The 12,759-nt window shown below is 66.4% G+C and carries 11 protein-coding genes; 4 read left to right on the forward strand and 7 right to left on the reverse strand.

Annotated elements, in window-relative coordinates:
* Window positions 1-4: 4 nt before the first annotated feature.
* The gene (locus tag ACPXYO_RS11770; RefSeq protein ID WP_423920587.1) at window positions 5-1,285 is read right to left on the reverse strand and encodes an NAD(P)/FAD-dependent oxidoreductase; all 1,281 of its coding nucleotides are present in this window, start codon (window positions 1,283-1,285) and stop codon (window positions 5-7) included.
* A gap of 4 nt (window positions 1,286-1,289) precedes the next feature.
* Window positions 1,290-3,530 carry a VanW family protein gene (locus ACPXYO_RS11775; RefSeq protein WP_423920590.1) on the reverse strand — a complete coding sequence of 747 codons (2,241 nt, stop codon included), beginning with the start codon at window positions 3,528-3,530 and terminating at the stop codon, window positions 1,290-1,292.
* A gap of 209 nt (window positions 3,531-3,739) precedes the next feature.
* On the opposite strand from ACPXYO_RS11775, the gene ACPXYO_RS11780 reads away from it, so the two are divergent.
* Together ACPXYO_RS11780 and ACPXYO_RS11785 are read left to right on the forward strand one after the other, a co-directional pair.
* Window positions 3,740-4,657: an SDR family oxidoreductase gene (locus tag ACPXYO_RS11780; RefSeq protein WP_423920593.1), complete on the forward strand. Its 918-nt coding sequence runs from the start codon at window positions 3,740-3,742 to the stop codon at window positions 4,655-4,657.
* Between the two features lie 68 nt (window positions 4,658-4,725).
* Entirely contained in the window at window positions 4,726-5,607 is an 882-nt protein-coding gene (locus ACPXYO_RS11785; protein WP_423920595.1) for a MaoC/PaaZ C-terminal domain-containing protein, read from the forward strand.
* A 31-nt stretch (window positions 5,608-5,638) separates the two neighbouring features.
* Here the strand turns inward: ACPXYO_RS11785 and nucS are convergent, their stop codons facing one another.
* Window positions 5,639-6,298, reverse strand: coding sequence for an endonuclease NucS (nucS, locus tag ACPXYO_RS11790; protein ID WP_423920598.1), 660 nt, complete (start codon window positions 6,296-6,298; stop codon window positions 5,639-5,641).
* 118 nt (window positions 6,299-6,416) lie between these two features.
* Window positions 6,417-7,424, reverse strand: coding sequence for an MBL fold metallo-hydrolase (locus ACPXYO_RS11795; RefSeq protein ID WP_423920601.1), 1,008 nt, complete (start codon window positions 7,422-7,424; stop codon window positions 6,417-6,419).
* A gap of 349 nt (window positions 7,425-7,773) precedes the next feature.
* Here ACPXYO_RS11795 and ACPXYO_RS11800 point away from each other — a divergent pair, with 349 nt between their 5' ends.
* Window positions 7,774-9,573 (forward strand): PEP-utilizing enzyme, encoded by a 1,800-nt coding sequence (locus ACPXYO_RS11800; RefSeq protein ID WP_423920604.1) that lies wholly within the window; start codon window positions 7,774-7,776, stop codon window positions 9,571-9,573.
* Between the two features lie 45 nt (window positions 9,574-9,618).
* On the opposite strand, the gene ACPXYO_RS11805 is transcribed toward ACPXYO_RS11800, so the two are convergent.
* The 3 genes from ACPXYO_RS11805 to ACPXYO_RS11815 are packed head-to-tail and all read right to left on the reverse strand — an operon-like array spanning window position 9,619 to window position 11,244.
* On the reverse strand, window positions 9,619-10,224 hold the full coding sequence (locus ACPXYO_RS11805) for an enoyl-CoA hydratase-related protein (protein ID WP_423920607.1): 606 nt from the start codon (window positions 10,222-10,224) through the stop codon (window positions 9,619-9,621).
* Window positions 10,184-10,441 carry an enoyl-CoA hydratase/isomerase family protein gene (locus ACPXYO_RS11810; protein ID WP_423920610.1) on the reverse strand — a complete coding sequence of 86 codons (258 nt, stop codon included), beginning with the start codon at window positions 10,439-10,441 and terminating at the stop codon, window positions 10,184-10,186. The genes ACPXYO_RS11805 and ACPXYO_RS11810 overlap by 41 nt, the downstream gene beginning before the upstream one ends.
* A 35-nt stretch (window positions 10,442-10,476) precedes the next feature.
* Complete coding sequence (locus ACPXYO_RS11815; RefSeq protein WP_423920613.1) at window positions 10,477-11,244, reverse strand: 3'(2'),5'-bisphosphate nucleotidase CysQ; 768 nt, start codon at window positions 11,242-11,244, stop codon at window positions 10,477-10,479.
* A 277-nt stretch (window positions 11,245-11,521) separates the two neighbouring features.
* Here ACPXYO_RS11815 and ACPXYO_RS11820 point away from each other — a divergent pair, with 277 nt between their 5' ends.
* A complete protein-coding gene (locus ACPXYO_RS11820; protein ID WP_423920615.1) occupies window positions 11,522-12,679 on the forward strand; it encodes an amino acid ABC transporter substrate-binding protein in 1,158 nt (385 codons plus the stop codon).
* Window positions 12,680-12,759 lie beyond the last annotated feature (80 nt).

The following is a 12,759-nucleotide window of genomic DNA, read 5'->3' on the forward strand; positions in this document are numbered from 1 at the left end:
CCGCCTAGCTTGGCGAACTTATGGCATCGGCCGCAACCGGTTGGGATCTGGGACCGTATGCGCCTTGCGGTTTGGCGATGCCCCGGTGCCAGCGCCGAGGCGTCGCGACGGCCGCGCGCGGGTAGTCCTCGAACATCCAGCGTGCAAACTGCCGGCGAGTCCAGCCCGACAGATCGACCGCACCCAATGCCAGCTCGGCCAGCCGTTCATGGGCCAGCACGCGGCTGAGGGTGCGCGCCAACCCGTGGTCCAGCGTGAACTCGGCCTGCGAGTCGCGCACATAGCGAGCGGTCACGCTGTGTGGGGGTCCGCCGCGAGCGATCGCCGCCGCCGCCATCCGTCCCATCTGAATGGCTTGGCCAATGCCTTCACCTGTCAGCGGGTCGGCGGCCGCCGCAGCATCGCCGCACAGCAACGTGCGCCCTCGCGCCAGCTCCAGATCTCCCAGTCGCGCAGGAATCGGCCACGCTCTTGTCGGCCCGTCGGCCTCGTGGTTCCCGAGCACGCCCGCAATGTGACGACGCTCGGTGAGGCTCGCCCAGACAGCTGCGATCTCACTGCCGGCGAGTGTGCCCGTGCCGTTGGAAGAGTTCGGGCTGCCGGAGCTGCGCGGCACACCGAAGCCGACATTGACGCGTCCGTCGCCGAGTGGGAACGACCAGGCGTAACCCGGCAGCAGGTCGGGCTCGAACCACACCCACATGTCGCGAGCCGCATCGCCGCTTGCGGTCAGGTAGCCCCGGAACGCATGCCAGTCGCCCCGGTAGCGGAGCGGGCCGATGCCGAGCGCTTTGCGAACACTCGAATAGACGCCATCCGCGGCTACGACGAACCGGGCCTGTGTGCGACTGCCGTCGCTGAGCCGGATCGAGGCCGTGTTCGCTCGCTCGCCGGAGTCCTCGAAGCCATCGAATGCGATGCCGAGGCGGACATCGGCTCCTGCTGCTGCAGCGAGCTCGACGAGCGCGGCATCGAGTTCGGTGCGGCGGCACAGGGCGGCGAACTGTCCGCGCCCGGCAGGCAACGGCAGGCGAATGACACGCCCGCGAGGCGTACGCACGCAAGCGGCATCTACACCCATCCACGAGTCCAGCCGTTCAGGCCGCAGGCCGAGACATTCGAGTTCACGCAGTGCGAGCGCGGTGAGGCCGTCCCCGCAGCACTTGTCACGTCCTGGCGCTGCGCGGTCGACGAGCACCACCTCGAGGCCTGCGCGCCGGGCCCACACGGCAGCGGATGCGCCAGCCGGGCCGGCGCCCACGACCAAGACATCTACGACCGACATCGATTCAGGACTCCTCGAGCTCGCCGGTTTCTGTGTTCCCGCCGTTGTTGCTGGCCTGCTCGTTGACAGAGCCATCGGGGTTGTCTGGGTTGTCTGGTTCGCTCGTATCCACCGGGTCCTCGCCGGGCTCGTCCTCGCCGGGCTCGTCCTCGCCGGGCTCGTCCTCGCCGTCGGTGCCGTCGCCGGGCTGGGTCTGGTCGTCCTCGCCGTCGGTGCCGTCGCCGGGCTGGGTCTGGTCGTCCTCGCCGTCGGTGCCCTCGCCGACGTCGCCCGACTCGTCGGGTGGGACCAGCGTGCTCAGATCGACGCCGAGGCAGGGATCGTCGGGATAGCGCGGCAGTTCTGAGTCGCGTTCTCCGGGCCGTTCTTCGCACTCGACCGACGGGCACTCCACGATGGATCCATCAGCGCGCTCGCTGCCGTCATCGACCATTTCGAGCTCGCTATCGCCGGGCGCCCCCTCAGCGCCGTCCGGCGTCTCTGCGCCTTCGGGGGACCCGGGGGGCACCAGCAGCGGGTCCACGCACTGGCGCGGAACCGAACGTGTGCCGTCGCAGTCGCGGCCTTCCTCGGGCCGGTAGCGAGCATTGAAGGTGTCCTTCTTTATGGTGCCGTCTGAGAACACTCGCGTTCGATCCGTGCGGACCCGGCGGCAGAAGTCCTGCATGTCCTCTTCGGGCTCGCCGATCTTCACCTGGACGTTGCGGGTGGAATAGAGCTCGATGGTGATGGAAGTGTCGGTGTAGGTCGGCCACACCAGCACGCCGTACGGGGTGGGATTGGTGAACTTCAGATCGGGCTTCGGGTACGAGATCGTGGGGTCCAACCCGAACGGGTAGCGGCTGAGGTACAGCGAGTGCGTCTGGTACTCGTCGATGCCCATGCCCGCCAGGATCAGGGAGTTGAAGATCGTGGTGGCGAACTGCGACACCCCGCCGCCGATGTCGTCGACGAGAACGCCCTTGTCGATGAAGCCGCCCTCCACGAAGCCCTTTTCGGTGGTTCGTCTGCCGACGTGACCGTTGAGCGACAGGCTCTGGCCGGGTTCGACCACCACGGCGCGCATCAACTCGGCGAAGCGGTGGATGTTGTCGACACGTGACTGGCAGCAGGCATGCCTCGTGGTGAACGTGGCGACCAACTCGACGATGCCGAGGGATTCTAGGTATGCCTGCTCCTCGCGGCTCACCGCAGGGCGCGATGGCAGCACGAGCGGGTCCTCGACGGGTGCGATGAGCGCTTGTTCGATCAGGGGTCCCACTTCGTCGGCACAGCAGGCGACGCTGCCATCACTCGCCACCACCGTCGGCACGCCGTCGACGACGGTCATGGCGGCAGCAGTGAAGGGTGCCGAGGTTGCGGCGAACGCCTCTTCGAGGTACGGCCCGACCGCAGTGTCGTCGAAGGTGATCACCGGTGGCGCCGCGTTCGGGTCCAGATTGAGCCAGCCGGCGACCGTCTCGATGGTGAACTCGTGGGTCACCTCGCCGTACGCCACGACGAGACTGCGTCCGTAGTTCTCATGGGCGGCGTTGACGGCCTGCTGCAGCTCAGGTGTATGGGCGAGCGGTTCGCTCTGTGTCAGCTCGGCAGCGATCTCGATCCGGCTGAACGAGCGGGCTATGCCCTCGAGGACCTGGTCGACGATTGCATCCGCATCCACGACCTGACCGGGCTGGCCGAGGTCGACGGCCAGCGTATTGTTGACGACGGTGACAGCTGGGGGAGTGGCGGTCACGCCAAGATCGGTGGCGTTGGCCAGCGTGGATCGTGCCTTTGACCGGTCGACGCGGAAGCGGCGCTCGCTGAACTGCGGGTCAGTGGACATCGCGGTCCACGGCTCTTCTGCCGATCCGGCGACGTCAACCGAACCGGTTCGCAGTTCCCGGACTGCGTCGTAGGTGGCGTCGATCTCCAGCGTGATGCCGAGGTCGGCCACCGTCAGGGCCACCTCGCCGGTGTCGGTGCGCACCACGACCGGTGTGGCGGCCAACTCGGTTGCGAGCATGGCAATGCGAAGTCGCAGCGCATCGGAGCTCACCTCCGATGGCGTGCCTGCGGCCGTCGTCGGAGCCACCACCACGGCGGCGGTTGCGGTAGGTGCATCAGTTGCGACGGAGGCAGTCGGATCGGGCGCATCCGCCGAGTTACTGACGGCAAGCACGGCCGTTCCAAGGATCGACGCAACCAGGATTGCGGCCGCAGTGATAATCGACCAGCGGGGGGCCCACGTCGGCCAGTGCACGACCGATGAGCGTACGTGTCAACTGCCGCTGCCAAGCGTCAAGCTCGAACACTGCCCGCGGCGTGTCGACAGTCGCCGCCTGCAGCATTCCAACTCTGCGGAATGCACGGCGGGCGTGCGATACTCCGAGCCGCTGGCACTGCAGGGACGGCTGCGCAACGGTGCCGTTTGCGTCTGCAGCCACACTCAGGGAAGGAACTCACAACGTCATGAGCAAGCTGTGCGAAGGTCGGGTCGTCATCGTGACCGGGGGTGCCCGGGGCATCGGGCGGGAGCACTGCCTCATGCTTGCCGAGCATGGGGCAAGGGTGGTTTGCAACGACCTCGGCGGTGCCCGAGACGGCACCGGTGCCGACATGAGCCCCGCCGATGAAGTGGTCGCCGAGATCGAGGCGATGGGTGGAGAGGCTGTCGCCAACGGCGACGATGTATCGGACTGGGAAGGCTCTCAGCGGCTCGTGAACCAGGCCATCGAGACATTCGGCGACCTGCACGGCGTGGTGAACAACGCCGGCATCTTGCGTGACCGCATGCTGGTGAACATGACCGAGGCCGAGTGGGATGCGGTGATCAAGGTTCACCTCAAAGGCACATTCGCACCTGCACGCTGGGCCAGTTCCTACTGGCGAGAGAAGTCGAAGGCAGGCGAGCAGGTCAACGCGTCGATCGTGAATACGACATCGGTCTCGGGCCTCTACGGCAATCCGGGCCAGACCAACTACGGCGCCGCCAAGATGGGCATCGCGGCGTTCACGATCATTGCTGCGCGTGAATTGGCGCGTTACGGCGTTCGGGTCAACGCTGTGGCACCGGGTGCGCTCACGCGCATGACCGAAGACTTGGACATGGGCGAAGCCTCCGAGGAGGACCAGGCGATGATGCACCCGCGCTACATCGCACCGATCGTGACCTGGCTGTGCTCAGCCGAAGCAGCCGGTGTCACGGGTCGAGTCTTTGAGGCTTCCGGCCGGATGCTGGCGGTCGCCGAAGGCTGGGAGCGGGGTCCGACCGTCGATGCCATCGACGACCCGGCTCAGATCGGCGACGCAGCCCGGCAGCTGGTGCGCGATGCTCGCCTCAACAGCGGCATGAACGGGGCGCCTGCCGACGGCGGCGTGGCCGACTGAGCCAGCGGCTCCCGCAGACGCAGCTAACCAAGAAACTCATCTCGAACTCTTCGGAAAGGACATCGAACATGGGACTCAATCCGGATGCAGTCGGCGCCACCGGTACGCCGACCAAGCGGTCGTGGACCTTCCGCGACTCGCTGCTCTACGCCGTCGGCATCGGTGCAGGCGCGCAGGATCCCTTCGGATCCGAGCTGGAATTCACCACCCACAACTCCAAGGACATCACTCACAAGGCGTTCCCGACTCAGGGCGTCGTCATCGGCTTCGGCGCTGGCGGCGCCATGGCCAACGCTGGTGACCTCGATTGGGGCAAGTTGCTGCACGGCAGTCAGGGGATCAGCGTGCACCAGCCAATCCCGACCGAGGGATCGGTCGAGATCACCGATCGCATCGCCGGGATGTGGGACAAGGGCGAGGGCCGCAACGCGATCATCGAGACCGAGGCCAGTGCGGTCAACCCTGACACCGGCGACGTCATCTTCGAGTTGCGCTCTTCGGTGGTGATCCGCGGCTCGGGCGGCTTCGGCGGCGAGCCGGGCAGCACGGCGCCGTTGGTCAGCGCACCCGATCGCGACGCCGACTTTGAGATCGTCTACCAGACGCGCTCCGATCAGGCGCTCACCTATCGACTCAGCGGCGACTACAACCCGCTGCACAGCGACCCCTGGTTCGCCACCGAGCTCGCCGGCTTTCCCAAGCCGATCCTGCACGGACTGTGCACCTACGGCTTCACCGGTCGAGCGTTGTTGCACACCCTGTGCGACGGTGACCCGGCCCGCTTCCGTTCAATGGATTCCCGGTTCTCTGCGCCGGTATTCCCGGGTGACGAGTTGACCATTCAGGTGTGGGACGACGGCGAGGGCCGCGCGATCTATCGCACGATCTCGAGGCGCGGCACCGACTCCGAGCGCGTCGTCATCGACAACGGTCTGTGCACCTACGCCTGAGGGACGCGTCACCGCCCCTGGTGCGGCACAACTAGAACAGCTTGAGAGCGTCGCTGGTGATGCCGCGAAGCTCGTCATAGTCGAGCACGACACAGCGGATGCCCCGGTCGGCCGCGAGCACTCGAGCCTGGGGCTTGATCTCCTGTGCGGCGAAGACGCCGTTCACGGGCGCCAAGCGAGCATCCCGGTTCAGGTACTCGAGGTACCGGCACAGTTGCTCCACGCCGTCAATCTCGCCCCGGCGCTTGATCTCGACAGCCACGGTGCCGCCGTCCGCACTGCGACACAGCAGGTCCACCGGACCGATGTCGGTTGGGTACTCGCGGCGCACCAGCACCGTGCCTTCGGCCAGAGTCTCGGGATGCGCGGCCACCAGCTCCTGCAGGTGGGCTTCGACGCCGTCCCGCTCGAGGCCAGGATCGATGCCCATTTCATGTGTGGTGTCGCTGAACACCTCGGCGAGGTGGATTTCGAGGCGCTCGCCCCGATCGTTCGTGACACGCCACAGATCGGGCTCGCAGACGAGCCGGTTGGGCGCGTTCATCCAGTTGAGCGGCTTGTAGGCGCCCCCGTCGGCATGAATTGCCACGCAGCCGTCGGCCTTCACCATGATCAGTCGCACGGCGGAGGGCAGGTGCGCGTCGAGCCGGCCCGAGTAGTCGACCGTGCAGCGTGCGATGACCAGCCGCAACGAACTAAGAGGCTGAGCCGGCAGGCGAAGCCGTGGCCCGAGCGGCCCGTGAGCGTAGCGAACAAGAGCGGGAAACGACAGGTGCCGCAGCGGGAAGGTTGAGCAATCCGCGCATTCTCTAGGCGGCTGCAGTCAGCTCGTAGACCGACGTGAGCTTCGGCTCACCGCCGTCATCGAGCACACGCGCTCGACCGCTCTCGGTGAGATGGAGCATGTGCGCATACACCGAGCTTGCGGCGGGATACCACAGCCGCTTGTCGTAGGCCTCGTACATCTTCGGCACGAAGTCCGCGATACGGCACGGGCCCTGACGGAGGTATTCGATGATCTGGCGTTCCCGGTCGCTGCGGTGGGCGATGAACGAGCGCACGTATGCGGTCGGCTCCCCGATGGGCGGACCGTGGGTGGGCCAGTACTGGGTGTGGTCGAACTCGAGCAGCTTCGCTAGCGAGTCCAGGTAGTCCTGCATCGATCCGTCGGGTGGCCCCACCACGCTCGTCGCCCAACCCATCACGTGGTCGCCTGAGAACAGTGAGTTTTCCTCCAGCAGCTCGTAGCACAGGTGGTTCGAGCAATGTCCAGGCGTGTGCACGGCGCGCAGCGTCCAGCCGTCGCCGGCAACGATGTCGCCATCGACCAGGGCCACATCGGGCACGAAGTCGGTGTCGGCACCTTCCCGCTTGAGTTCGTCGGGCAGCTCGTCGAACTCGGCCTGGTACTTCTCCTGTTCCTCGGCGCTGATGTAGTCGGAGAAGTCGACGCGGTCGTCGGGATCGAGCTTCCACACGCTCGCGTGCGGTCCGTAGCCATAGCTCAGCGCCCCAGTAGCGGCGACCAGATCGCGAGTGAGGGGCGAGTGATCGCTGTGGGTGTGCGTCACCAGCGAAGCGCCCACCGTCTCGCCAGACTCAAGTGCCCCCAGGATGTCGTCGAGGTGGCTTGCCAGCGGCGGACCGGCGTCGATGACCGCCACCTCGCCGCGGCCGACGATGTACGTGCCGGTGCCGCGATAGGTGAACGGCGTTGGGTTCTTGCAGATGACGCGGCGGATCAGCGGGGTTACCTGATCACAGGCGCCGTAGTCGAATTCGCCGAGATCCCGGTAGTGCTCGATGGTCACCGGCATCGGCCACTTCTCCTGTGGTGATTGGCCCACGTGCTGCGCGGGCTTCGGGCGAGCGGGGTAAGTCCCGGTCTGGAATGGCAAGGGTAGGCGCGCCAGCCGGTCGACTTGCTGGCGTCGCGCCCCTGGCTGCGAGCGTGCCGCGGCGAACATGGTTCGAAGTCGTCCCTTTCGGCCTAGCATCACATCACGGCCTGGCCGGGCAGCCGCCATGAGGGGGAAGCGGCTGCCCGGCCCGCTTCGTTTCCGGCCACGCCGCGTCCCTTCGATCGACGTGGTACCTACCGCCGCGACGCCGCGCGAGGCTGTGCGGTGCATTGCGCGCCCACCGAAGGCGCGCGAGGGAGGCGAAATGTCAGGGCAGACAGATGCGAGCGGCGCTTACTTCGTCGGTACCAAGCCGTCAGACCGGTTCCCGATCTGGACACGAGCGAACGTCGGCGAGGTCTTTCCCGACCCGGTGAAGATGAGCACCTTCGACTTCGCCTTCCAGAACGACGAGGGCATCCGCATGTCCGAGCTGGCGTTCCGGGACGCCTACGTGCAGATCGGTGCGTTCACCTACGACGAGTTCGACCCTGACGAATGCGTATTCCTCGGCGTGTTCGGCGGCTACACGTACCTGAACGCAGCCGTCGGGCGCGTCTTCGGCGCCCGAGCTCCCGGCATCGACGTGGAGACCGTCGATCGGAACTTTTTTGGCGAACAGCCCGGGATTCCGCCCTACGAGTCGCACCCTGACGATCCCAGCCCCGAAGCCGAACAGCGCATCGGCGAGACGTTCCTGTTCCTGTTCGCAGCACCAGCGCTGCCGGAGATTCACGAGGACGAACGAAACATTGCCGAGATCCGCGCGCAAAGGCCTGACTTCGCGCAGATGGGCAACCACGAGATCGCTGACTGGATGATGCACTTCCTCGAGTCGGGCTACGTGGACGGCGCCGGGTTCCGTGAGCTGTTCGCGCGCCACCTGAAGGTGTCGTTCCTCGCAGCTGTGCCGCTGGGCGCGCTCGAGCAGGTGTGCATTGCACTGGGTCGCCCCGAAGACACGCTCAAGCTGGTGGCCGGGTACGGCGACGTGGCCTCAGCAGCGCCGTCGGATGCGATGTGGCAGCTCGGCCGGCAGGTCGCAGCGTCGACCACGCTCGGCGAGTTGTTCGACAGCGGCCCAGCCGGATTGGCCGAGCGCCTCAGCGCGGCAGCGGCCGAAGATGCCGGCGGCGACGCAGCAGCATTCAGCGAGGCCTTCGCACAGTTCCTGTACGACTTCGGCTCGCGAGGTCCCAACGAGTGGGAGATCAGCTGCCCATCGTGGGAGACCGATCCCGACATCGCACTCGCAGCGATCGACCGCATGCGTCTCGCTCCAGCGGACGTAGACCCCGGACGACGCCGCGCCGAGCTCGCGGCACAGCGCGAAACTCTGGGCGCAGAGATCTCAGCGTTACTCGCCGGCGACCCGGACACCCAGATGCAGTTCGACCTGGCTCGGGGAGCTGCTGCGGTGTACCTGCCCGGGCGTGAGCGCACCAAGACCAACTGCGTGCGCTACGTCAACGAGACGCGCATCGGTTCGCGTGTGATGGGACGGAGGTTGGTTGAGCGCGGGCTCTTTGCGTCTGAAACCGACTTCGCCATGCTCCGCTTCGGCGAGATGCACGAGATGATCGACGACCCGGCCGATTGGTCCGACGTCATCGCCCAGCGCCAAGCGGTCTGGGATGACGCAAATGCACGACAGGAGCCCTTCGTCATCGTCGGTGACCCGCCGCCGATGTCGCAGTGGCCGCTCCGGGGTGCGAACGAATTTCCCCAGCTCGCAGCGGGGGAGGTGCTGGCAGGGCTGCCCGGCTGCCCAGGCATCGCCCGGGGCCGGGCTCGCGTGGTGCTCGACAGCAGCGACCCGACGGCGCTGGGATCCGGCGATGTGCTCGTGGCGCCGCTCACCGACCCGTCGTGGACTCCGCTGTTCGTGAGCGCGAGCGCGGTCGTCGTGGACGTCGGCGCGGCGCTCAGCCATTCGGTCATCGTGAGCCGCGAGCTGGGTCTGCCGTGCGTCATCTCCGCGACCGGAGCGACGGGACGCATCCCCGATGGCGCGCTCGTCGAAGTGAACGGCGACACCGGCATGATCACTGTGCTGGAGGTGTGACTCAGGGCGTCACTGTGCTCGAGGCGTGACGCAGGGCGAGAGCCTTCAGCGGGACGGCCAGTCGGGCAAGCGTCGCTCGGTGAGTGCTTGGACACCCTCGAGGTAGTCGGGGCTGGGGATCATTTCGTCGAGCAGTCGATCCGACTCCGAGACGGCGGTGCCCACGTCCCGGTGTTGGTCCAGATAGATCTGCCGCTTCGTCGTGGCGAGTGAGCTGGGCGCTACCCGAGCCGCCATGTCGTGCGCGTACGCGTAGACGTGGTCCATGAGCTGGGGGCCCTCGAGAATCTCGTTGAACAGACCCCAGCCTTCGGTCTGCGATGCCAGGAACTTGCGGCTCGACAGCAGCAGGTCGTTGGATCGCGTGACGCCTACCAGGCGGGGCAGCACCCATGACAGGCCGTACTCGGCGGGCAGTCCGAGCGGGCCATGCGCGGTGGTCAGTTTGGCGTCCGCGGCAGCGAAGCGCAGGTCGCAATAGCAGGCCAGCACGAGCCCGGCGCCCGCCGCAGCGCCGTTCACGGCTGCGATGGTCACGGTCTCCAGCGCCATCATGAACGCAAAGTTCTGGTCGAACTGCGGCGCCACGCCATAGCCCGGCATTGCCAGGTCAGGGGCCGTGCCCGGGTCGTAGCCGCCCTTTTGCGCCATGACCTTCCAACGCCTGGCTGTCGGCGCCCACGCAGAAGTCGCGACCCTCGCCGGTGATCACGATGACCCGGACCTGCGTGTCTTGTTCCGCTTGTTCCAGCACCCAGCGCAACTCGGTGTGCATCCGCCCGGTCCACGCGTTTCGGCGGTTCGGTCGTGACAGCGTCAACGTCGCGACGGGACCGTCGATGGCGTACTTCGTTGCCTTCAGTTCCACGGATCCCTCCTTTGGCTGCGGGCCAGCCGGCGATCTCAGGCTTCGCCTTCGATCACCTTTCTCAACGCCTCGAGGGCGTCTGTTGCGTACTCGGGGCGGCAGATGAGCAGATCCGGCAGCCAAGGGTCGGCGAAGTTGTACGCCAGCTCCGAACCGTCGCACCGGCTGGCGTGCAGGCCGGCTGCTCGCGCCACCCCAACCGGGGCGCAGTTGTCCCACTCGAACTGTCCACCCGAATGGGCATAGATATCGGCCATGCCAAGCACGACTGCCATGGCTTTAGCGCCCGCCGAGCCGAGCGTCATCAATTCGGCGTCGAGCGCTTGGGCAACGATGATTGCTGCCGCCGGCGGGCGCGATCTGCTGACGACCATGCGCGGGCGGCCGTTGTGGGGCTCCGGCAACTGCGGCTCCGGTTCAGTGCACAGCGTCTGGCCGACAGCGGGCAGTGCCACCGCGGCTGCGGTCGGCACGCCGTTCTCGACCAAGGCGATATGAACAGCCCAGTCAGTGCGGCCCGGTTCGGAGAACTCGCGGGTTCCATCCAGCGGGTCCACGATCCAGACTCGATCTGCGGTAAGTCGCGCCAGGTCGTCGTGTCCTTCTTCGGACAGGATCGCATCACCCGGCCGCGCTTGGGACAAGCGGTTCACGATGAGCCGGTGGGCCTCGTTGTCGCCGGTGTCGCGGACCTCCCAGGTTCCGGCTCCCGATGAGAAGAGCCGCTCGCGGATCTCCACCAGCAGGGTCCCGGTCTCGGTGGCCACACTCGCGGCAAGGGTGTGGTCGGCTGACTGGGCCATCGGCCAAGTGTGCCCCCTCGATGCTCCGCCACCACTTGAGACGCCCGCTTGGGAGCTGTCCAAGCCCTCTGCGAACCTTCCAAAACCGAATGCTCCGAGGACGAAGTCATGTTTCTATCTCACGTTTCTTCATAATTTGTCTCATATTTCTTCGTAAGTAAACGGTGTCGGGCCGCAATTGGAGGCGGGTAGTCTCGCGGACCGTCGGGTGTAGTGGAGCGCGTAATAGCGCGTATCGCACCCGCGTTCTGTACTACCGATGGAGGGAACGTTCTCAATGAATAGACGTATCGCGCCGATTTCCCGGCGGTCTGCACTGCGACTCGGCGGCGTGCTTGTTGCGCTCGCCTTGATGGCCGCTGCGTGCGGCTCGGGCGATGGCGACGACCAGGATGTCGATGGCGACGAGCCAGCTGCCACGACCGAGGCGGCAGAGCCTGAAACTGAAGTCGCCCTGGTACAGGACACAGGCGACTTGCTGGCGACTGTCCAGGATCGCGGCTCGCTCAACTGCGGCGTCAGCGGTTCGGCAGTTGCCTTCTCCGAAACGCAGCCCGACGGCAGCACGACCGGCTTCGACGCCGACTACTGCCGTGCAGTAGCAGCAGCGATCCTGGGTGATGCCGGCGCTGTGAACTTCGTGCCGCTGACCGCGGCCGAGCGGTTCACCGCGCTGGAGACCGGCGACATCGACCTGCTGGTGCGTAACACCACCTGGACCCAGAGCCGGGACACCGACCTCGTGCTCGACTTCGGACCGACCACCTACTACGACGGCCAGCAGATCATGGCCCGCGTGAGCGACAACTTCTCAGGCTCGTCGTCGGTGGCCGATCTGGATGGTGCCACGGTGTGCACCAACGCCGGCACCACCACCGAGAAGAACATCGCTGACGCGGCTAACGCAGCCGGCATCGAGATCACGCTGTCGACGTTCGAGGACTTCGACATCGTCACCGAGAGCTTCATCCAAGGCGCATGCGATGCGATCACCACTGACGGTTCCGCCCTCGTCGGCCGCAAGGTCAAGCAGGAAGGCGATCAGGAGTGGGTGATCTTCCCGCCGACGCCGATCTCGAAGGAGCCGCTGGGTCCGGTCTACCCGCAGAACCAGTCGACCTTCGGCGACGTCGTCAACTGGACCGTGTACGCCACGATCATCGCTGATGAGAAGGGCATCACGTCGGAGAACATCGACTCAATGCTCTCGGGCGGCAGCCTCGACGCCGAGGCGATCCGCATGCTCGGCGGCGAGGGTGAGCTGCAGACCAAGATGGGTCTGACGGCCGACGCGTTCTACAACGTGATCAGCCAGGTCGGGAACTACGACGAGATCTACACCCGCAACCTCGGCCCGGTCGGCCTGAGCCGTGACGGTTCGGCGAACGCGCGCTGGACTGCGGGCGGACTCATCTACGCACCACCTGCTCGCTAATCGCTGAGCCTGCCGGCTGGGGACCTCCCCAGTCGTGTGGGTGAGCGAACACATGACAAGCGAACGGCCCCCGATCCGAC

The sequence above is a fragment of the Candidatus Poriferisodalis sp. genome, from assembly GCF_965237655.1.
GTDB lineage: Bacteria > Actinomycetota > Acidimicrobiia > Acidimicrobiales > Poriferisodalaceae > Poriferisodalis.